The sequence below is a fragment of the Actinomadura sp. NPDC023710 genome, from assembly GCF_040639875.1.
Taxonomy (GTDB): Bacteria; Actinomycetota; Actinomycetes; order Streptosporangiales; family Streptosporangiaceae; genus Spirillospora; species Spirillospora citrea.
Map to the genome: position 1 here is coordinate 108171 of NZ_JBFAGB010000008.1, position 20345 is coordinate 128515.

General features: G+C 74.4%; 22 protein-coding genes. 9 read left to right on the forward strand and 13 right to left on the reverse strand.

Going from position 1 to position 20345, the window contains the following annotated elements; translation table 11 throughout:
* Nucleotides 1–81 precede the first annotated feature (81 nt).
* Both AB0H37_RS11760 and AB0H37_RS11765 read right to left on the reverse strand, forming a co-directional pair.
* Nucleotides 82–519: a hypothetical protein gene (locus AB0H37_RS11760; protein WP_360612334.1), complete on the reverse strand. Its 438-nt coding sequence runs from the start codon at nucleotides 517–519 to the stop codon at nucleotides 82–84.
* A gap of 205 nt (nucleotides 520–724) precedes the next feature.
* Entirely contained in the window at nucleotides 725–1381 is a 657-nt protein-coding gene (locus AB0H37_RS11765) for an HAD family phosphatase (protein WP_329090286.1), read from the reverse strand.
* 180 nt (nucleotides 1382–1561) lie between these two features.
* Here AB0H37_RS11765 and AB0H37_RS11770 point away from each other — a divergent pair, with 180 nt between their 5' ends.
* Nucleotides 1562–2023, forward strand: a complete 462-nt coding sequence (locus AB0H37_RS11770; protein ID WP_179835175.1) for a universal stress protein — start codon at nucleotides 1562–1564, stop codon at nucleotides 2021–2023.
* Between the two features lie 204 nt (nucleotides 2024–2227).
* Nucleotides 2228–3070 (forward strand): PAC2 family protein, encoded by an 843-nt coding sequence (locus AB0H37_RS11775; protein WP_089313456.1) that lies wholly within the window; start codon nucleotides 2228–2230, stop codon nucleotides 3068–3070.
* Nucleotides 3071–3281: 211 nt separating this feature from the next.
* Here the strand turns inward: AB0H37_RS11775 and mshC are convergent, their stop codons facing one another.
* The 7 genes from mshC to AB0H37_RS11810 form a co-directional block, all read right to left on the reverse strand.
* Nucleotides 3282–4511 carry a cysteine--1-D-myo-inosityl 2-amino-2-deoxy-alpha-D-glucopyranoside ligase gene (gene mshC / locus AB0H37_RS11780; RefSeq protein ID WP_360612335.1) on the reverse strand — a complete coding sequence of 410 codons (1230 nt, stop codon included), beginning with the start codon at nucleotides 4509–4511 and terminating at the stop codon, nucleotides 3282–3284.
* 78 nt (nucleotides 4512–4589) lie between these two features.
* Nucleotides 4590–5534 (reverse strand): ABC transporter permease, encoded by a 945-nt coding sequence (locus tag AB0H37_RS11785; protein ID WP_329090281.1) that lies wholly within the window; start codon nucleotides 5532–5534, stop codon nucleotides 4590–4592.
* Between the two features lie 6 nt (nucleotides 5535–5540).
* A complete protein-coding gene (locus tag AB0H37_RS11790) occupies nucleotides 5541–6509 on the reverse strand; it encodes an ABC transporter permease (RefSeq protein WP_360612336.1) in 969 nt (322 codons plus the stop codon).
* Nucleotides 6510–6668: 159 nt separating this feature from the next.
* Nucleotides 6669–7433 (reverse strand): NRDE family protein, encoded by a 765-nt coding sequence (locus tag AB0H37_RS11795; RefSeq protein ID WP_329090277.1) that lies wholly within the window; start codon nucleotides 7431–7433, stop codon nucleotides 6669–6671.
* A 48-nt stretch (nucleotides 7434–7481) separates the two neighbouring features.
* Entirely contained in the window at nucleotides 7482–8273 is a 792-nt protein-coding gene (locus tag AB0H37_RS11800) for an SCO1664 family protein (RefSeq protein ID WP_329090274.1), read from the reverse strand.
* Nucleotides 8274–8326: 53 nt separating this feature from the next.
* A complete protein-coding gene (locus tag AB0H37_RS11805) occupies nucleotides 8327–8875 on the reverse strand; it encodes a DUF3090 domain-containing protein (RefSeq protein WP_179835181.1) in 549 nt (182 codons plus the stop codon).
* Between the two features lie 10 nt (nucleotides 8876–8885).
* Entirely contained in the window at nucleotides 8886–9599 is a 714-nt protein-coding gene (locus tag AB0H37_RS11810; RefSeq protein WP_360612337.1) for an MSMEG_4193 family putative phosphomutase, read from the reverse strand.
* Between the two features lie 53 nt (nucleotides 9600–9652).
* On the opposite strand from AB0H37_RS11810, the gene corA reads away from it, so the two are divergent.
* Nucleotides 9653–10633: a magnesium/cobalt transporter CorA gene (corA, locus tag AB0H37_RS11815; RefSeq protein ID WP_360612338.1), complete on the forward strand. Its 981-nt coding sequence runs from the start codon at nucleotides 9653–9655 to the stop codon at nucleotides 10631–10633.
* On the opposite strand, the gene AB0H37_RS11820 is transcribed toward corA, so the two are convergent.
* Nucleotides 10630–11250 (reverse strand): hypothetical protein, encoded by a 621-nt coding sequence (locus AB0H37_RS11820; RefSeq protein WP_360612339.1) that lies wholly within the window; start codon nucleotides 11248–11250, stop codon nucleotides 10630–10632. The genes corA and AB0H37_RS11820 overlap by 4 nt on opposite strands.
* Nucleotides 11251–11381: 131 nt before the next feature.
* On the opposite strand from AB0H37_RS11820, the gene AB0H37_RS11825 reads away from it, so the two are divergent.
* The 3 genes from AB0H37_RS11825 (at nucleotide 11382) to AB0H37_RS11835 (ending at nucleotide 15053) form a co-directional block, all read left to right on the forward strand.
* Nucleotides 11382–12341, forward strand: coding sequence for an aldo/keto reductase (locus AB0H37_RS11825; protein ID WP_329090265.1), 960 nt, complete (start codon nucleotides 11382–11384; stop codon nucleotides 12339–12341).
* Nucleotides 12342–12422: 81 nt separating this feature from the next.
* Nucleotides 12423–14321 (forward strand): helix-hairpin-helix domain-containing protein, encoded by a 1899-nt coding sequence (locus AB0H37_RS11830; RefSeq protein ID WP_360612340.1) that lies wholly within the window; start codon nucleotides 12423–12425, stop codon nucleotides 14319–14321.
* A 102-nt stretch (nucleotides 14322–14423) separates the two neighbouring features.
* Nucleotides 14424–15053, forward strand: a complete 630-nt coding sequence (locus AB0H37_RS11835; protein WP_360612341.1) for a hypothetical protein — start codon at nucleotides 14424–14426, stop codon at nucleotides 15051–15053.
* 24 nt (nucleotides 15054–15077) lie between these two features.
* On the opposite strand, the gene fabI is transcribed toward AB0H37_RS11835, so the two are convergent.
* Together fabI and AB0H37_RS11845 are read right to left on the reverse strand one after the other, a co-directional pair.
* A complete protein-coding gene (gene fabI, locus AB0H37_RS11840) occupies nucleotides 15078–15866 on the reverse strand; it encodes an enoyl-ACP reductase FabI (protein WP_179835187.1) in 789 nt (262 codons plus the stop codon).
* Nucleotides 15867–15871: 5 nt separating this feature from the next.
* The gene (locus AB0H37_RS11845; RefSeq protein ID WP_179835188.1) at nucleotides 15872–16576 is read right to left on the reverse strand and encodes a beta-ketoacyl-ACP reductase; all 705 of its coding nucleotides are present in this window, start codon (nucleotides 16574–16576) and stop codon (nucleotides 15872–15874) included.
* A gap of 158 nt (nucleotides 16577–16734) precedes the next feature.
* Between AB0H37_RS11845 and AB0H37_RS11850 the strand changes: the two genes are divergently transcribed.
* Together AB0H37_RS11850 and AB0H37_RS11855 are read left to right on the forward strand one after the other, a co-directional pair.
* Nucleotides 16735–18234 (forward strand): TldD/PmbA family protein, encoded by a 1500-nt coding sequence (locus AB0H37_RS11850; RefSeq protein WP_360612342.1) that lies wholly within the window; start codon nucleotides 16735–16737, stop codon nucleotides 18232–18234.
* Between the two features lie 5 nt (nucleotides 18235–18239).
* A complete protein-coding gene (locus tag AB0H37_RS11855) occupies nucleotides 18240–19622 on the forward strand; it encodes a metallopeptidase TldD-related protein (protein WP_360612448.1) in 1383 nt (460 codons plus the stop codon).
* A gap of 97 nt (nucleotides 19623–19719) precedes the next feature.
* On the opposite strand, the gene AB0H37_RS11860 is transcribed toward AB0H37_RS11855, so the two are convergent.
* Nucleotides 19720–19932, reverse strand: a complete 213-nt coding sequence (locus AB0H37_RS11860) for a dodecin (protein ID WP_179835190.1) — start codon at nucleotides 19930–19932, stop codon at nucleotides 19720–19722.
* Between the two features lie 65 nt (nucleotides 19933–19997).
* Here AB0H37_RS11860 and AB0H37_RS11865 point away from each other — a divergent pair, with 65 nt between their 5' ends.
* On the forward strand, nucleotides 19998–20336 hold the full coding sequence (locus AB0H37_RS11865) for a DUF3099 domain-containing protein (protein WP_218935182.1): 339 nt from the start codon (nucleotides 19998–20000) through the stop codon (nucleotides 20334–20336).
* Nucleotides 20337–20345: the final 9 nt, after the last annotated feature.

The window sequence follows — 20345 nt, forward strand, 5'->3', positions numbered from 1 at the left end:
ACGCGCAGAAACGGCGGGCCGGGACGCCCCCTCCGGGACGTCCCGGCCCGCCGTCACGACGCGTGCGGGAGCCGCGCGGCGTCAGGAGATGCCGCGGTTGCGAAGGATCTTCTCGATCTCCGCCATCTCCGGGTCGCCACCGCCGGGCGCGGGCCCCTCGACCCCCCGCTTGGGCTTGGCGGCGCGGCCCGCGGAGCGGCGCCCCTCGCCGCCCCCGGCGGCCCCGGCGGTCCCGGCGCCGTCGCCGGTGCCCGCGCGGCGGCTCAGCATCGCTCCGGACGCCAGATAGAGGACCACGGCAAGGCCCGCCACCGCGACGCCCGCCCACTTCACCGGGCTGAACGCCAGGTCGACGAAGAACTCGGTCACGCCCGTCATCGCCGCCGCGAGCGGCACCAGCGACAGGGCCGCGCCGCGCAGCCCCGTCCCCGCGCCCCGGCGGCGGTAGGCGCCCCAGCTGATCACCAACCCGACCAGGGTCACCCCGAGACTGATCGCGAATATGGCTGCGTCGCTCATGCCGGCCCCTCATTCCGTGCGGCGGTGCTCTCTCCATCGTCACACGCGAACCGGCGGACCTGCTCCTTCTCGCGGACGGTTTGCGTCCGCGGCGTCATCCTCCTGCGGCGGGACCCGTCCCCTAGGGACCGCCCCCGCGGGTACCGGCTCCCGGGTATCAGGTCACGGCCGGGCGGCGGGTGCGCAACGGGACGGGACGCCCCGGTCAGGCGACCAGCGAACGCAGCCGCTCCAGGTTCACCTCGCGCAGCGAGGCGACCACCGTCCGCCCCGGCGCGGGCGGGATCGGCAGGAGGCCCGGGACGGCGACGGTGACGCATCCCGCCGCCTCCGCCGCGGCGACGCCGTTCGGGGAGTCCTCCAGGACCACGCACCGGGCGGGGTCGGCGCCGAGCCGGGCCGCGGCGGTCAGGTACGGCTCGGGGTGCGGCTTGGTCTGGGCGACCTCGTCCCCGGCGACGCTGAGCGCGAAGTGCTCGCGGCCGACGGCGTCCAGCACCGGCTCGATCAGCCGCCGGTGGCTGGAGGAGACCAGGGCCGCCGTCACCCCGGCGGCGCGGACCTCGGCGAGCAGGTCCTTGGCGCCGGGCATCATCGGGACGCAGGCGCTGAGCCGCTCGACCATGCCGTCCAGCATCCGCCGGCCGACCTCCTCGCGGGGGGCGTCCGCCCCGGTCAGCTCCAGCATGTAGTCGACGGCGAGGTACAGGGAGCCGCCGACCAGGCGCTCCTGGTGGGCGGGGCTCCATTCACCGCCGAGCCACGCCATGACCTCCGACTCCACCTCCAGCCAGACGTGCTCGGAGTCGATGAGCAGACCGTCCATGTCGAACAGCACGGCGTGCGGGCCGCCACCAGTCACAACTCTCCTCACAGGTCGTACAAGCCGGGAAACCACCCTATCCATGCGATCAAGGGGCACCTCGGGCGTCCCCTCCGGGGGGGCCGGCGCCTCTTGGACGGGGTGTGCAAAGAGACGGTGACGGATGGGACGGCGGACCGGTAGCGTGCCCGCAGTGACTACTAACGGGTAAGGAACGGCATGAGCGCGTACCGCATCATCCTCGTCGGCACCGACGGCTCCGACTCCTCGTTCCGCGCGGTCGACAAGGCCGCGCAGCTGGCCGCCGCCACGGGCGCCACCCTCCTGCTCGCCTCCGCCTACAGCCCCATGCCCGAGCGCGAGCGCGCGAACGCCGCCGACCGGCTCGGCGACCTGGCCTACAAGGTGCAGGGGTCCACGCCCGCCGACGACGCGCTGCGGGCCGCGCGGGAGCGGGCCGTCGCCGCCGGCGCCACCGACATCGAGCAGGAGGCCGTCGAGGGCGACGCCGTGGACGTGCTGTCGAAGCTGGCGAAGGAGCGCCCCGTGGACCTCATGGTGATCGGCAACCGGGGGCTCAACAGCCTCGCGGGCCGCATCCTCGGCTCCGTCCCGGCGAACCTGTCGCACCGCGCCTCCTGCGACGTGCTCATCGTGCACACCACTCCGCGCGGCAAGTGACACCGCTCCCCCGCTGCCGGTGACCCGATCGTGACCCGGGTTCCGCCGCGGGCGTACAGGGCGGGGTCTGGCTTCCGGAGGGGTGGGGTACGTCACCGTCAGGACGTAGGCTGACAGCCACCGATCATGAGCGGGGCCCCCGACCCCCGGGAATGACGGCCCCCGTCGGTGACGCTGTACCTGGGCGTCGAAAGGAGGCAGCGCGTGGTCGAGCTCGAAAGCGTGCCGGAACTCGTCGATCCGGTGCTCGTGGCCGCCTTTGAGGGGTGGAACGACGCCGGGGAGGCCGCCAGCGGGGTCATCGCGCATCTGGAGTCGACCTGGGAGGCGGTGCCCATCGCCGAGCTCGACCCGGACGACTACTACGACTTCCAGGTCACCCGCCCCATCGTCGAGATGACCGACGGCGAGACCCGCGGCATCACCTGGCCGACGACGCGCGTGTCATGGGCGCGGCTGCCGAACGGCAAGGACGTCGTGCTGCTGCACGGGATCGAGCCCAACATGCGGTGGCGGTCGTTCTGCCGCGAGCTGGTCGGGCTGATGCTGGAGCTGGAGATCCGCAACGTCGTGCTGCTCGGCGCGCTGCTCGCCGACGCCCCCCACACCCGGCCGGTGCCGGTCACCGGCGCCGCATCCGAGGCCGGCCTGGTCAACACCCTGAACCTGGAGCCGGCCCGCTACGAGGGGCCGACCGGCATCCTCGGGGTGCTCCAGGACGCCTGCGCCAAGGCCGACCTCGACACCGTGTCGCTGTGGGCGGCCGTCCCGCACTACGTCGCGCAGCCCCCCTCCCCCAAGGCCACCCTCGCGCTGCTGCGCCGCGTCGAGGACCTCCTCGACGTCACCGTCCCGCTCGGTGAGCTGCCCGAGGAGGCCCGCGCCTGGGAGCACGGCGTCAACGAGCTCGCCGAGGAGGACTCGGAGGTCGCCGAGTACGTCCGCACGCTGGAGGAGCAGAAGGACGCCACGGAGCTGCCCGAGGCGAGCGGCGACGCCATCGCCCGCGAGTTCGAGCGCTACCTGCGCCGCCGCGACCCGGGCTGAGCGCCGCGTCCGGGGTGCGCCCGGGGTCGCCCCGAATGCCCTGCGGCGGCCCGCACGCGTCGCGCAGTGCACTGATCATGACGTCTTCCTCCCCGGAGGCCGGTGGCGCCGGGGGCCGGTGAGCCCGCCGTGACCGGTTCGCCGGTCTGATACGCGCCGGCAGACCTGCTGTGGCAGGCCCGCCGGCGCGGGGCGAGGCGGAGGGCGCCGGTCAGAGTGCGATGCCGAGGAGGGCGTCGACGATGGCGGCGGCCTGGGCCGGCGCGGCCTCGTCGTCGCCGTCGGCGGAGGCCCAGGCGTCCACGGCCGCCAGCGCGGCCGGGGTGTCCAGGTCGTCGGCCAGGCCCGCGCGGACCGCGGCGGCCAGCGGGGCGGCGGGCGGGCCGGACGGGCGGGCCGCGGCGGCGCGCCAGCGGCCGAGGCGGGCGACCGCCTCGTCGAGGGCGTCCGGGGTCCACTCCCAGTCGGAGCGGTAGTGGTGGGCCAGCAGCGCCGTCCGGATCGCCATCGGGTCGGCGCCGGACTCCCGCAGCCTCGACACGAACACGAGGTTGCCGCGCGACTTGGACATCTTCTCGCCGTCCAGGCCGACCATGCCGGCGTGCACGTAGGCGCGGGCGTGCGGCCGCTCCCCCGTGGCGACCTGCGCATGCGAGGCGCCCATCTCGTGGTGCGGGAACGCCAGATCCGAGCCGCCGCCCTCGACGTCGAACGCCATGCCGAGGTACTCGATGGAGATCGCCGAGCACTCCACGTGCCAGCCGGGGCGGCCCTCCCCGAACGGTGAGTCCCAGCCGGGCTCGCCGGGGCGCCGCGCCATCCACAGCAGCGCGTCGAGGGGGTCGCGCTTGCCGGTTCGGTCCGGGTCGCCCCCGCGCTCGGCGAACAGCGGCGCCATCTCCTCCCGCGTCAGCCGGCTGACCTGGCCGAACGCCGGGTCGGAGGAGATGGGGAAGTAGACGTCGTCGTCCAACTCGTAGGCGGCGTCCCGGCCGCGCAGCTTCTCGATCATCTCGATGATCAGCGGGATCGCCTCGACCGCGCCGACGTAGCGGTCGGGCGGCAGGACGCGCAGCGCGGTCATGTCGTCGCGGAAGAGCTGGATCTCCCGGTCGGCGAGCGCGCGCCAGTCCTCCCCGGTCTGCCGGGCACGTTCCAGCAGCGGGTCGTCGACGTCGGTGGCGTTCTGGACGTAGTGGACCCGGTGGCCGAGGTCCCGCCACACCCGGTTGACGAGGTCGAAGGCCAGGTAGGTGCTGGCGTGGCCGAGGTGCGTCGCGTCGTAGGGGGTGATCCCGCACACGTACATCCGGGCCGTGTCGCCGGGGGACGTGGGGCGCGTCGTCCCGGTGCCGGTGTCGTGCAGGCTGAGGGGCCGGGTCGCGGCGGGCAGTCCCGCGTCGGACAGGCTGGGGACTTCGGAGGCGGGCCACGATCGCATACGGAAAGCTTATCCATGGGCACTTCGCGGCATGAATCCGAGATCGCGGCTTCCGCCGGAGTGGGCCCGCCGGCGGGCTCAGCGGAGCCGGACGCGCGGGTCCAGCACCGAGTAGCCGATGTCGACCAGCAGGTTCGCGACGACGACGAACGACGTCACCAGCAGCGTCACCCCGATGATGACCGGTGTGTCGCCGAGCGCGATGGACTGGTAGACCAGCTGCCCCATGCCCTGCAGCCCGAACACCTTCTCGGTGACGATCGTCGAGCCGATCAGCGCGCCGAGGTCGATGCCGAGCTGGGTGACGACGGGGGCCAGCGCGGTCCGCAGCCCGTGCCGGCCGACCACGCGGCGTTCCGGCAGGCCCTTGGCCCGCGCCGTCCGCACGTAGTCCTCGCCGAGCACGTCCAGCATCGCCCCGCGGGTGAGGCGCGTGTAGGTGGCGATCATGAGGAACGCCAGCGCGATCCACGGCAGGACCATCCGCCGCAGGAAGTGCTCCTGCAGCGGGGGCCCCGCCTCGAAGAGGTGGACGGCGCCCCCGCCGAGCCCGGCGGAGAACACGTGCAGCAGCGCGAGGGCCATCACGAACGGCGGGGTGGACATTCCGATCAGCACGAACACGGTCACCGCCCTGTCCCCCAGGCCGCGCGCCCTCGTCGCGCTGAGGACGCCGAGCAGCACGCCGCCGGCGAACCACAGGACGGCGGCGCCCGCCACCAGGCACAGCGTCGTGGGGAGGCGCTGGCCGATCAGGGTGGTGACCGGCACGCCGTTGATGTAGGAGTCGCCGAGGTCGCCGCGCATCAACCGTCCGGCGAACCGCCAGTACTGGACGAGGACGGGGCGGTCCAGCCCGAGGTTGCGGCGGATCTGGTCGAGGGTGTCGGCGGTGGCGCGCGGCCCGCCGATGACGCGCTCCACCGGCACGGGCGAGACGTGCAGGAACACAAAGACAAGCGTGGCCGCCAGCCACAGCACCACGACCGCGTAGAGCAGGCGGCGGAGGGCGAACCGCGCCACGACGCCTCACCGCCCCCCGGGCGCGCGGTCGCCGCGCGGGTCGAAGGCGTCGCGGATGCCCTCGCCGAGCAGGTTGAACGCCAGCGTGGTCGCCAGCAGCAGGACGCCCGGGACGGCCAGCAGCCACCAGGCCGCCTGGAACGCGTCGCCGCCCTCGCCGAGCATCGACCCCCAGCTCGGCATAGGCGGGCGCACCCCGACGCCGAGGAACGACAGCGTCGCCTCGAACACGATCGAGGCCGGGACCAGCAGCGAGGTCAGCACGGTGACGTGCGCGGACAGGTTCGGCAGGACCTCGCCGAACATGATCCTGACGTCGGAGGCGCCGAGGGCGCGGGCCGCCTCGATGAACTCCCGCCGCCTGAGCATGATCACCTGACCGCGGATGACGCGGGCGACCGCGGCGAACGAGAAGAACGCGATGATCAGGATCGTCATGGTCAGGCTGGCGGTGATCGAGGTGATCTGGAAGGTGGTCGCCAGCACGATGGCCACCAGCAGGTACGGCAGGGCGAGCATCATGTCCATGAGCCGGGCGAGCAGGGTGTCCAGGGCGCCGCCCGCGAACCCGGCGAGCGTCCCGACCGCGGTCCCGGCGGCGGAGGCGATCAGGGCCGCGAGGACCCCGACGGCCAGGGAGATCCGTGCCCCGTAGGCGGCGCGGACCAGGACGTCGCGGCCGAGCTGGTCGGCGCCGAGCGGGAACCGCGCGCCCGGCCCGCGCGGCTGCCCTCCGGCGTCCAGGCCGGTGCCGGGGAAGGTCGCGTCGTAGGGGTGGCCGGTCAGCTGCGCCCACAGCGGCGCCAGCGCCGCGAACGCGAGGATCAGCGCGAGGACGGCGAGCGCCGCGACCGCGAGCCGGTCGCGGCGGAACCGCGTCCAGGCGAGCTGGCAGGGGGTGCGGCCGTCCACGGGCAGGGCCTCGTCCGGCGCCGTCCTCGGCCTGCGGGTCTCCACCTCGGCGTAGCTGCTCATCGCGCCGCCGCGCGTGCCACCGCTGCCATCCGCACTCCCCGTCTGCCGATGACCCTTCGCGGGCGGCTCCGCCCCGACGAAGATCGCATTAGGTAGTCAAACTAGCACCGAGCGTCATGTTCCGCAGCCGGAGCCGGCAAGTGGGCGGGACGGCGCATCTCAGCGCACGCGCGTCCAGGAGCGCGGGTCCCCGGGGACGGCGGAGAAGTCGTACCGGACGCCGGTCCGCCCGAGGGCGACGAGGCTGACGGAGGTGGTGCCCCACACGCGGCCGTCGCCCAGGTCGAGCAGGGGAAGCAGGGCGCGGTGGTCGGCGCGGGGCAGGCCGTCGCCGTCCACCAGCGGCAGCCACGCGCCCCAGGCCCGCTCCACCGGGTCCTCAAGGCGCGGCTCCGGGCGCGGCGCGGCGGCCAGAAGCGGCCGGAAGTGCGCGAGCCGCGCCGCCATGTAGGCGTCCTCGGTCTCGCCCTCCAGTTGGCCCTCCCCCTCCAGCCCGCTGTTGACGATCATGTGCAGGCCGGGGCCGAGCCCGCGCTCGGTGAGTGCCGTGCCGTCCCAGCTCCACAGCCGCACCCGGTCGGGTTCGGCGCCGACGAGGTGGAAGGGGTCGAACGCGGCGAGGTCCGGCCGGCCGAGCTTGCCGTCGGCGGCGACCCGCAGCGGCAGCTCCCCGCGCGAGGCGCGGCCCGCCTCGGGCGCCATCGCGCCGCGGCCGTTCAGCACGACGGCGGCCCGCGGCGCGGCGGGGTCGACCGCCAGCCAGGTGCCGCCCGCGCGCAGGTCGCGGCCGCCGACGAGGCCGGGGCGGTCCGGCCAGTGCCGGCCGGGGGGCTCCCATGCGCGGGCGGTGAACTCGTCCCGCACGCCCGCGAGGAGCACCGGGACCGGAGAGGACGGGTCGACACTGATGATCGCCGTGCACATGCCCCAATTGGAGCATTCCCCCGATATGCCGAACTCGGCGGGGCAGGCCTACAGCGGCGGCCAGGGGATGGCGGGCCAGTCCTCGGGCGGGTAGGGGTGGATGCGGTGCTTGAGCATCAGCTCGACGCGGCGCCGGGTGGCGTCGACCTCCTCGGCGGTGAGCAGCTCCGCGAGCCGCGAGCCGAGGGCGCCGCCGCGCAGGTCCGCCTCGACCCGGCCGAGCGCCTCGACGGCCTCCGGGGTGAGGGGCTTGCCGCGCCACTGCCACAGGACGGTGCGCAGCTTGTACTCGACGGAGAAGCAGACGCCGTGGTCGCAGCCGTACACGTGGCCGTCGCCGGGCGGCAGCAGGTGGCCGATCTTGCGGTCGGCGTTGTTGACGACGGCGTCGAAGACCGACATCCGGCGGACGGCCTCGTCGTCGGAGCGCGACAGGCCGACCAGGTCGACCTCGGGATCGGGCTCCACCCACAGCTGCACCATGCCGGGCCCGTAGGGGCCGTCGCGGTGGACGGTGGGCGGGACGGTGCCCCAGCCCATCGCCTTGGAGACCTCGTAGGCGGCGACCTCCCGCTCGGCGAGGGTCCCGTCGGGGAAGTCCCACAGGGGCCGCTCCCCCGCGACCGGCTTGTAGACGCAGTTGGCCGACACCCCGTCGTGCTCGATCGCGCAGTAGAGGGTGGCGTTGGACGCCTGGACGAGGCGGCCCTCCACGGCGAGGCGCCCGGCGGACAGCAGCCGCTCGGCGGCGGCGGCGTCGCGCGGCGACACCGCGCGCCCGGCCTCGCCCCGCCCGCCTGCGTCGCCGGCGGGCGCCCGGCCCCGGGAGGACTGCGTCATGCGTTCATTCTCCCGGCCACGTCGTCCATGATCCAGCACAGCGGGGTGTCATCTCAGCCGAGGTATCCGTTCTGGCGGGGGCACACGTGCCCCTCGCTGTCGAGCGGCAGGCCGCACAGCGGGCACGGCGGCCGTCCCGCCGCGACCACCTGCAGGGCGCGCTCGGCGAACGCGCGGGCCTGCGCCGCGCTGATCCGCACCCGCAGCACCGCGACGGCGGGGTCGTCCTCGCCGACCTCGGGCTCCTCGTCGGACTCGGTGACCTCCTGCGCCTCGATGACCACCTGCTCGTCGTCGGGGTCCCAGGCCAGCGCCATCGTGCCGACCTTGAACTCCTCCTCGACGGGCTGGTCGAGGGGGCCGTCGTCCTTGAGCTCGGACGGGGCGACCGCGGGCACGTCGGCGTCCCCGCCGCTGCGCCGCAGGACCTCGTCCAGCAGCTCCTCGAGCCGCTCGGCCAGCAGCGTCACCTGGAACTTCTCCAGGCCCACGCTGGTGACGCGGCGGCCGGAACGCGCCTGCAGGTAGAACGCGCGGTCGCCGGGACGCCCGACGGCGCCGGCGACGAAGCGCTCCGGCAGATCGTAGGAGATGACGGGCATGACAAAGACCCTACGCGCCGCCGCCCACGGCCGCGTCACTCGACCCGAGTCCGTCTTTCCCGGAACGTTCCTCCGGCGGTTCCGGGACCAACCCGGCGACATCGCCTCCGGTGCCGTTGAGCCGGACGACGAACGGGCGCGTCTCCGTGTAGCGGATCACGGTGAGCGACGCCGGGTCGGCCTGGATGCGCTGGAACTGGTCCAGGTGCAGGCCGAGGGCGTCGGCGACGATCGACTTGATGATGTCGCCGTGGCTGCACACCGCGTAGAGCGCTCCGGATCCGTGGGCGGCGGCGATCCGCTCGTTCCAGTCGCGGACGGCCGTGACGGCGCGGTGCTGCGCGTCCGCCAGCGCCTCCCCCGCCTCGCCGGGGAACCGGGCGGCGCTCGGATGGGCCTGGACGACGCGCCAGAGCGGCTCCTCCGCCAGCTCCTTGAGGGGGCGGCCCGTCCAGTCCCCGTAGTGGACCTCGCCGAAACGGTCGTCGGTCTCGATCTTCTCGACGGGCTCGGCGCGCCCCGCGGTGACGGCCTCGGCCGTCTCGACGCAGCGTTCGAGGGGGCTGGACACGACTGCGGCGAGCGGCAGGGGCGCCAGGCGGGCGGCGAGCGCCGCCGCCTGCGCGCGGCCGCGCTCGTCCAGGCGCACTCCGGGCGTCCATCCGGCCAGCACGGGGCCGGTCATGGCGGTCAGGCCATGCCGAACCAGCAGAAGCGTCGTCACACCGGCCACTCTAGGAGATCATCCGGACGTTCCGTCGCCCCGGATGCGCGACAATGCGTGGTGTGATCGTCGACAAGGCCATCTACGCCGGCGGGAAGCGCCGCGACATCGAGGGCGACATCAGCGACGCCTTCGACCTCGCCCGCGAGGACGGCGAGTGCTTCCTGTGGATCGGCCTCTTCGAGCCCGACGAGGACGAGTTCGAGCTGGTCAAGGACGAGCTGAACCTGCATCCCCTGGCTGCCGAGGACGCGGTGTCCGCGCACCAGCGGCCCAAGATGGAACGCTACGACGACACGCTGTTCGTGGTGCTGAAGACGCTCGCCTACATCGACAAGACCTCCGACATCGAGGTCGGCGAGATCATGGTCTTCCTCGGCCGCGACTTCGTGGTGACCGTCCGGCACGGCGCCGGCAACCCGCTCGGGCCGGTCCGCAAGCGGCTGGAGGACTCGCCGGAGCTGCTCGGGCACGGCGCCACCGCCGTCCTCTACGCGGTGTGCGACGAGGTCGTCGACCGGTACGGCGTCGTCGCCCACGAGGTCGAGGTCGACATCATCGGGCTGGAGCGGGCCGTGTTCGACCCGAACGCCCGGGACGTCACCGCCGACATCTACTCGCTCAAGCGGGAGGTGCTGGAGTTCCGCAGCGCCGAGGACCCGCTCGTCCCCGTGCTGCAGGAGATCGTGAAGGGGCGCGTCGCCGAGTGCGGCTCCACCCGCGAGTACTTCCGCGACGTCCTGGACCACCTGCTGCGCGTCGACGGGCAGGTGGACTCCCACAACGAGCTGCTCAACAGCGTGCTGACCGCGCACCTGGCGCTGCTCGGCAAGCGGCAGAACGAGGACATGCGCAAGATCTCCGCCTGGGCCGCGATCATCGCCGTGCCCACCGCGATCGCCGGGATCTACGGCATGAACTTCGACCACATGCCCGAGCTGCACTGGACGTTCGGGTACCCGCTGGCCATCGCCGTGATGGCCGTCGTGTGCGTGCTCCTGTTCCGCCGCCTGCGCAGGAGCGGCTGGCTCTAGGCGCCGGAGTCGTGGGGGGACGCGGGCGCGGCGAGGAGCACCGCCCACAGGTGGGACTCGGCGTCCCGCGACTCCAGCCGGCGGCGCATCCGCTCCACGCCGGAGCGCGTGGGCAGCGCCAGCCAGACCAGCATCGGGTAGCCGAGGACGAACCCGGCGACGAAGACCAGCTCGCTGTGGGCGACCATCGCCAGCGGGAGCCCCAGCAGGATCACGCCTTCGGCCAGCGCGAACCGCAGCAGGATCGCCTGCCGGAACATCATCAGAGCGGTCCGCGCCGCCGCGGCCGGGTCGGCGACCGGCGTCATCGGGCGCGGCGCGCGGGGCCCGGCGAGCAGGGCCGGCAGCGCGGCCGCCGCGAGCGGCAGGTAGATCCAGGGCCGCGCGTCCCCGCGGCCGTCCTCGACGATCAGCGGCATGATCGCCAGGATCAGGACGGGGGCGCCCAGCAGCGCCAGCATCATCAGGCGCATCCGGCCGAGCTCGGTGCCGCCGCGCAGCGAGGCGAGGTAGCCGGGGTCGTCGCCGGGACCCGCGCCGAACACCGGCGCCACGTCCGGCCCGCCGTCGCCCTCCGGCGTCTTCGGCGAGTACATCGAGAACGGGGGTGGCGCCATGGCTGCGAACTCTAACCCGGCGGCGCCCGGCCGCAATAGATCCTCACCAGGATCTTTGCGCCGCGGCGCATCCGGCCGGGGCGGCCGCTCACTTTCCGCGCGGCTCGCGCGGACCGCTAGATTGGCCGCCTATGAAGGAGCGTCACCTCGGGCGGAGCGGGCTGCTGGTGTCCCGGCTGGGACTCGGCACCATGACCTGGGGCCAGGACACCGCCCCGGACGAGGCGGCCGCGCAGCTCATCGCCTTCGTGGAGGCCGGGGGCACCCTGGTCGACACCGCCGACGTCTACAGCGACGGCGACAGCGAGCGCATCCTCGGCCACCTGCTGCGCGAGCTGGTCGACCGCGACGACCTCGTCGTCGCGACCAAGGCCGCGATCCGGCCGAACGGACGCTACGACGGCTCGCGCCGGCACCTGCTGGGCGCCCTCGACGCCTCACTCGACCGCATGGACCTCGACCACGTCGACCTGTGGCAGCTGCACGTCTACGACCCGAACACGCCGCTGGAGGAGACGCTCTCGGCGCTGGACGAGGCGGTCTCCTCGGGCCGGGCCCGGTACGTCGGGGTCTCCAACTACGCGGGCTGGCAGGTCGCCAAGGCCGCCGCGTGGCAGCGGGCCTGGCCGGGCCGCGCGCCCGTGGTGTCCGCGCAACTGGAGTACTCGCTGCTGCGCCGCGACATCGAGCGGGAGGTCGTGCCCGCGGCGCTGGACGCCGGGGCGGGCCTGCTGCCGTGGTCGCCGCTCGGCCGCGGCGTCCTCACCGGCAAGTACCGCACCGGCATCCCCGCCGGGTCGCGCGCCGCCGCGCCGCACTTCGCCGAGTTCGTCCAGCCGTACCTGGACGAGGAGTGCGCCCGCATCGTGGAGTCCGTGGTGACCGCCGCCGAGGGCCTCGGGTGCTCCCCGCTCGCCGTGGCGCTCGCGTGGGTCCGCGACCGGGAGGGCGTCGCCGCGCCGATCGTCGGCGCGCGGACCGCGGCGCAGCTCGGCGCGATCCTGGAGAGCGAGGAGGTCACGCTGCCGCACGAGATCCGCGGGGCGCTGGACGACGTCTCCGATCTCTCCGACACGACCTCCCACCCGTGATTCGTCCGTGAACCCCGGGGCCGTCCGTGGCACGCTCTGGACGGTCCACCGCCAACCGAGATCAGCCGTGACGGGAAGCCCGTGACCGACACCCCTGACCAGACCCCCACCCCCGCCGAGCGCAAGGCGCGCGCCGAGGCCGCCATGCGCGCGGCCGAGGCCGCCGCCGGCGCGCTCGACGGGCCGGACGCCTCCAAGCCCGCGCCGGCGCCGGCGCAGCCGCTCGAGCCCGCCGGGAGCCCGGAGGAGGGCCTGCGCGCCCTCGGCGGGCTGTTCGCCGAGACGGGCGTGCCCGCCGCGCTCGCCTCCCGCGCCGTGGCGCGGCTCGGGCCCGGCGCCGCCGGGCGGCTGCGCGACGACCCGTGGCGCCTGCTGAGCGTCCCCGGCGTCCAGCCCGGTCAGGCCGACCACTTCGCCCGTGCCCTGCTCGGCGAGGACGCCCGCCCCGACGACCCCCGCCGCGGCGGGGCCCTCGTCCTGCACCTGCTGACGGAGGCGGCCCGCCAGGGCCACACGGTCACGCCCGCCGCCGACGTGCTGTCCGCGTTGGAGCGCCTGCGCTTCCCCGATCCGCGGCGCGCCGTCGAGGCGGCGCTGGACGAGGCGGAGGTCCTGTCCCTCACCGAGGAGCCCGAGTTCGACGAGGAGGCCTTCGAGGAGGACGCGGAGCCGCCGGAGCCGGAGGAGACGCTCGGCCCGGCGCGGTGGGCGCTCGCGGAGGAGGCGGCGGCCGAGGGGTTCCAGCGCCTGACCCTCACCGCCGCGCCGCTGCTGGACGACGCCGCTCTGAAGGGCCTGCGCGACGGGCTCCCCGAAGACCGCTCGCTGGCCCTCACCGCCGCGCTGCGCACCGGCGTGAGCATCCTGAGCGGCGCGCCGGACGACGTCGCGCGCATGGTCGCCGAGATCGCCTCGGCCGCCGCGTCGCAGGGCGTCCGCACGGCCGTGGCGGCGCCCACCGACCGCGCCGCCGCCGATCTGGCGGCCGCCGGCCCCGGCGGGGCGGAGGAGGGCGTCGCGGTCACCAGCCTGCACCGGCTGCTGGAGCCGCGCGAGGACCCCTCGGCCGCGCCCGGGGCCGTCGTCTACGGGCGCGGCGAGCAGCGGCCCTTCGACCTCGACCTGGTGATCGTGACGGACGGCGCGGCGCTCGACGTCGAACTGTGCGCGGTGCTGGCCGAGGCGTGCCCCGACGGCGCCCACCTCGTGCTGTGCCGCGAGCAGGGCGCCCCGCCGCCCGCCGGGCCCGGCCGGCCGCTGGACGACCTGGAGGCGTCGGAGACGGTGCCCGTCGTGACGCTGGACGCCGAGCCGCCGTCCGGCCCGCTCGGCGCGCTCACCGAGGCGGTGCGCGGCGGCGAACTGGCCGCCGTGGACGCCCCCGGCCGCGAGGTCGTCCTCGTGCCCGCCGAGGACGCCGGCGAGGCGGTGCACCGGGCCGTCCAGCTCGTCGCCGACTCGATCCCCCGCGCCCTCGGCATCCCCGTGGAGGACGTCCAGGTCGTCGCCCCGGCGGCGGGCGGGGACGCGGGCGCGGGCGCCCTGAACGCCGCGCTGAAGGCCCGGCTGAACCCCGGCCCCGGCGCGTTCGGCGGCATGGACCCCGGCGACCGCGTGGTCGTCGCCGCGCCGCTCCCGCAGGCCCCGCTCGGCGAGACGGGCGTGGTGACCGGCGGCGGCCCGCACGGGCTGGAGGTCGACTTCCCGGGCGGCGCCGCGGTCGTCGCCCCGGCGGAGGCGTCCCGGCTGCGGCACGGCTGGGCGGTGCCGGTGGCGCTCGCGCGCGGAACGCGGCGTCCCGCCGTGGTCGCGGTCCTGGCCGCGGACGGCCTGTCGCGGCCGCTGGTGGCCACCGCGTTCGGGCTCGCGCGCCGCCACCTGTCCGTCGTGCAGGCGGCCGGACCCGCGCTGGCCAGGGCCGTCCGCGAGGACGGGGCCCCCGTGCGGCGCACGAGGCTCGCGCGGCTGGTGGCCCCGTGAGGTACTGACGGGTAAAGAAACCCCCGTGTCGCGGTTTACGGACGGACCCGTATGGGACACGATGTCAACAAGGGTCAGGACGGCATCGGGTGGAGGAACGACATGCCCCAGCGGCTCAGGCGGCTCGGAACGGCGTCGGCGGCGGTCTCGGCGGGGGCGCTCGTCCTGGTCCTCGCCGCCCCGGCGGCCGAGGCGGCGGCGGAGACGTGCAAGAAGGGCGTCGATCCCGAGAGCACGGTCGAGAACTGGAAGTGCAACCTCGGCAACCTGCGCGAGGCGATCACTCCGAAGAGCCCCACGCCGACGCCGCCGCCCAAGACCGTGAAGCCCGTCCCCGAGAAGTCCACGAAGAAGACGAGGACGCCGGCCAAGGCGCCCGCCAAGGCCCCGCGCAAGGCCCCCTCGGCGCCGGGCGGCGGGCGTGCGACGGCGGGCGGCCCGGCCCCGATGACGGGGCCGGGCGGCCTCAAGCCCTACTCCGGGCAGACCCCGGCCACCGCGTCGGGGCTGCCGGGCGTCCTGCCCACCCCTGAGATCGCGGCCGACCCGAACGCCCCCGGCGGGACGGCCGCCATGCCGCAGACCCGCCTCATCTCCCCCGTGGCCGCCTCCGGCCAGGACGACGGCCAGATGATGCTGGTCGCCGCCGCGGCCGGGGCCGCCGGGGCGGTGGGCGCGCTCAACATGAGCGTCGCGGGCCGCGCCCTCCGGCGCCGGCGCGGCGCTCGCTGAGCACGAGACCGCGGCCGGCGGAGGTCACGCGGACGCGCCGCCGATGGAGTGCAGGCCGCCGTCGACGTGGACGATCTCGCCCGTCGTCGCGGGGAACCAGTCCGACAGCAGGGCCGCGCAGGCGCGGGCGGTGGGCTCGCTGTCCTTGATGTCCCAGCCGAGCGGGGCCGCCTTCGGCCACATGTCGGTCATGCCCTCGAAGCCGGGGATGCTCTTGGCCGCCATCGTCGCGAGCGGGCCCGCCGCGACGAGGTTCACCCGGATGCCCTGCGGGCCCAGGTACTTGGCCAGGTAGCGGGCGCACGACTCCAGGCCGGCCTTGGCCACGCCCATCCAGTCGTACACCGGCCACGCCTTGGTGGCGTCGAAGTCCAGGCCGACGACCGAGCCGCCGTCCTTCATCAGCGGCAGGCACGCCATCGTCAGCGACTTCAGCGAGTACGCCGAGGCGTGCACGGCGGTGGCGACGTCCTCCCACGGCGTCTCCAGGAAGTTCCCGCCGAGCGCGGTCTGCGGCGCGAAGGCGATCGCGTGCATCACGCCGTCGAGGCGGTCGAAGCCGCTGTCGCGCAGGTTCCCGGCGAGGGCGCCCAGCTGGTCGGCGTCGGTCACGTCGAGCTCCAGCACCGGCGGCGGGTCGTCGGGGCCGGACGGCAGCCGCTTGGCGGTCCGCTGCGTGAGCGTCGGCCGCGGGTAGGCGGTCAGCACCACCTCGGCGCCCTGCTCCTGCGCGATCCGCGCGACGTGGAAGCCGATGGAGGCGTCGGTGAGGACGCCGGTGACGAGGATGCGCTTGCCTTCGAGGATTCCCATGACTGTCAGTGCCCCATTCCCAGGCCGCCGTCGACCGGGATCACGGCCCCGGTGATGTAGGCGGCGTCCTCACCGGCCACGAACCTCACGGCCTTGGCGATCTCCTCCGGCTTCGCGATGCGGCCGAGCGGCACCGCTGCGGTGATGGCCTTCTGCTGGTCCTCGGTCAGCACCGCCGTCATGTCGGTGTCGACGAACCCGGGCGCCACCACGTTGACCGTGATGCCCCGTGACCCGAGCTCGCGTGCGAGGGAGCGCGCGAACCCGACCATGCCGGCCTTGGACGCGGCGTAGTTGGACTGCCCCGGCGAGCCCATCAGCCCCACGACCGAGGAGACCAGCACGATCCGCCCCGCGCGCTTGCGCATCATGCTCTTCACCGCGCGCTTGGCCACCCGGAACGACCCGGTGAGGTTGGTGTCCAGGACCGAGGTGAACGACTCCTCGCTCATGATCGCAAGGAGCGTGTCCTTGGTGATCCCCGCGTTGGCGACGACCACCTCGACGGGCCCCTGCTCCGCCTCCACCTTGCCGAAGGCCGCGTCGACGTCCTCGGCGCTCGTCACGTCGCACCGGACGCCGAACAGCCCCTCGGGCGGCTCTCCGGACCGGTAGGTGACCGCGACCGCGTCGCCCGCCGCGGCCAGCTCGCGGGCGATGGCGAGGCCGATGCCCCGGTTACCGCCGGTCACGAGGACAGAGCGACTCATCACGACCCTCTCGTTGTACTGCTCGTTGGCTGGTGCACGACACTAGCGGCCCGCGCACCCGCTGCGGATGTGCCGAATCGACAAGATCCGCTCACCTCCCTTTGTTCGGGCGGCGCGCGGCCCCCGCCGGGACGGGCGCGGACGGTAGGTTGCGGAGGGTGCATGACATCGATCCCGCCTTCACCGCGCTGCCGCTTCGCGCGCTGGCCGACGCGGCGCTGTCCCGCGCCAGGGAGCTGGGCGCAGAGCACGCCGACTTCCGCCTGGAGCGCATCCGCAGCCAGACACTCCGCCTCCACGACGCCGCCCTGGAGACCGCCCTGGACGCCGACGACGTCGGGCTGTCGGTCCGGGTCGTCAAGGACGGCACCTGGGGCTTCGCCGCCGGCATCGACCTGACGCCCGAGGGCGCCGCCGGCGTCGCCGCGCGGGCGGTGGAGGTCGCCGCCGTCGCCAGGGCCGTCAACCGCGAGCCCATCGAGCTGGCGCCCGAGCCCGTCCACGGGGAGCGCACCTGGGTCTCCGCCTACGAGACCGATCCGTTCGAGGTGCCGACCGCCGACAAGGTCGCGCTGCTGGCGGGCTGGAGCCGCCGGCTGCTCGGCGACGACCGCGTCGACCACGTCGACGCGACCCTGCTGCAGGTCAAGGAGAACAAGTTCTTCGCCGACCTCGCCGGAACGGTCACGACCCAGCAGCGCGTCCGGCTGCACCCCGTCGTCAACGCCGTGGGCATCGCCGGCGGCCTGTTCGACACGATGCGGACGCTGGCGCCGCCCGCCGGGTACGGGTGGGAGTGGCTGTCGGGCGAGCACTGGGACTGGGACGGCGAGCTCGCCCGCATCCCCGGACTGCTCGCCGAGAAGCTCGCCGCGCCGTCGGTGGAGCCGGGCGTGTACGACGTCGTCGTCGACCCGTCCAACCTGTGGCTGACGATCCACGAGTCGATCGGGCACGCCACCGAGCTGGACCGGGCGCTCGGCTACGAGGCCGCCTACGCGGGCACGTCGTTCGCCACGCCCGACAAGCTCGGGACCCTGCAGTACGGCTCCACGGTCATGAACATCACCGGGGACCGGACGGCCGAGCACGGCCTGGCCACCGTCGGCTACGACGACGAGGGCGTGCAGGCCCAGTCGTTCGACATCGTCTCCGAGGGCCTGTTCACCGGCTACCAGACCGACCGGCGCATCGCCCGCCTCACCGGCGCCGAACGCTCCAACGGCTGCGCGTTCGCCGACGCCGCGTCCAGCATGCCGATCCAGCGGATGGCGAACGTCTCGCTCAAGCCCGCCGAGGGCGGCCCGTCCACCGACGAGCTGATCTCCGGGGTCGAGCGCGGCATCTACATCGTCGGCGACAAGAGCTGGTCGATCGACATGCAGCGCCACAACTTCCAGTTCACCGGGCAGCGGTTCTTCCGCATCGAGAACGGGCGCCTCGCCGGGCAGCTCCGCGACGTCGCCTACCAGGCGACCACCACCGACTTCTGGAACTCGATGGAGGCCGTCGGCGGGCCGCAGACCTACGTGCTCGGCGGCGCGTTCAACTGCGGCAAGGGCCAGCCGGGGCAGGTCGCGCCGGTCAGCCACGGCTGCCCTTCGGCGCTGTTCCGGGGCGTCAACATCCTCAACGCGCTGAAGGAGGCCGGCCAGTGAGCACGATCAGGCCGCAGGAGGCCGTCGAGCGGGCCCTGTCGCTGTCGCGCGCCGACGACTGCGTCGTCATCGCCGACGAGGCGAGCACCGCGAACCTGCGGTGGGCGGGCAACACCCTCACCACCAACGGCGTGACCCGCTCCAGCCGCCTCACCGTCATCGCGCTGCGGAACACCGCGGACGGCATGGCGGCGGGCGTGGTGTCGCGGTCGGCCGTCGACGCCGACGGCATCGAGGAGCTGGTGCGCGCCGCGGAGGCCGACGCCGCCGGCAACGAGGCCGCCGAGGACGCCCGGCCGCTGGTCGCCGAGGGGCCGCCCGGCGGCGCCGCCGGATGGGACGACGAGCCCGCCGAGACCGGGATCGGGGTGTTCGAGGGCTTCGCTCCCGCGCTGGGCGAGGCGTTCGCCGCCGCGCAGGCCGGCGACCGGCGTCTGTACGGGTTCGCCAACCACGTCCTCACCTCGACGTTCCTCGGCTCCTCGGCGGGGCTGCGGCTGCGCCACGACCAGCCCACGGGGCTGCTGGAGCTGAACGCCAAGGGCGCGGGCGGCTCGGCGTGGGCGGGCGTCGGCACCCGCGACTTCACCGACGTCGACGTCCCCGCCCTCACCGGCGACCTCACCCGGCGGCTGGAGTGGGGCGAGCGGCGCGTGGACCTGCCGGCCGGGCGGTACGAGACGATCCTGCCGCCGTCCGCCGTCGCCGACCTGATGATCTACCTGTACTGGTCGGCGGGCGCCCAGGACGCGCAGGACGGCCGGACGGTGTTCAGCGCCCCCGGCGGCGGCACCCGCGTCGGGGAGCGGCTCGCGGACCTGCCGGTCACCCTGTCCAGCGACCCGGCCGCCCCGGGCATGCAGTGCGCCCCGTTCGTCATCGCGCACGCCTCCAGCCGCGAGTCCTCGGTGTTCGACAACGGGCTCGCGCTCGGCGCCACCGACTGGATCCGCGAGGGGACCCTCGCGTCCCTCACCCAGACCCGGCACTCCGCCGAGCGCACCGGGCTGCCGCTCACCCCCGCCGTCGACAACCTGGCGATGAGGGGGCCGGACGGCGGCGCGTCCCTGGAGGAGATGGTCGCCCGTACCGAGCGCGGGCTGCTGCTGACCTGCCTCTGGTACATCCGGGAGGTCGACCCGCAGAGCCTGCTGCTGACCGGCCTCACCCGCGACGGCGTCTACCTCGTCGAGGACGGCGAGGTCGTCGGGGCCGTGAACAACTTCCGGTTCAACGAGAGCCCCGTCGACCTGCTGTCGCGGATCGCCGAGGTCGGCGAGACCGGGCCGACGCTGCCGCGCGAGTGGTCGGACTACTTCACCCGCGCCGCCATGCCGGCGATCCGGGTCCCCGACTTCCACATGTCGACGGTGAGCCAGGCCACCTGAACCGTCGCGGCCGGGGACGTCGGGAGTACGCGCCGGCGCCCCCGGCCGCGGCGGTCCGGACACCGGGCGGCACCCGGCGCCGGGCCCGGCGCGCGCGTCAGCCGTCCTCCAGGCGGAAGCCGACCTTCATGGTGACCTGGAAGTGGCCCACCTCACCGTCCTCGATGTGGCCGCGGACCTCGGTCACCTCGAACCAGTCCAGGTGCCGCAGGGTCTGCGAGGCGCGCCGGACGCCGTTGCGTATCGCGGCATCGACGGACTCCGGCGAGGTCCCCACGATCTCGGTCACGCGGTACGTGCGATCGGTCATCGATTCCTCCAGATGTTTTGCCCCGTACTGCCGGTGCAGGTCGGACTCCATGGGCTTACCGTGGAATGGTGAAGGTCAATCCCCGCCACCACCGCGAGCCGGCGGTCTACACGGTCACCGACGCTCCCCGCCCCATGTCGGAGGACATCGGCCACCGCCAGCGCCGGTACCTGATGTCCATGGGCGTCCGCACGATCTGCTTCGTGGGGGCGGTGGTGGCCGCCGTCGCGGGTGCGCCGTGGTGGCTCGCGCTGCTCATGGTGGTCGGCGCCGCCGTGCTCCCCTACGTCGCCGTGATCTTCGCCAACGGAGGGCGCGAGCCGACCGCCCCGGCGGCCTACGACGACCGTCTTCGCGGGGAACAGAAGCCGGTTTCCGGACAGCGACCGGAAATCCGGTCGTGACATTCTCTT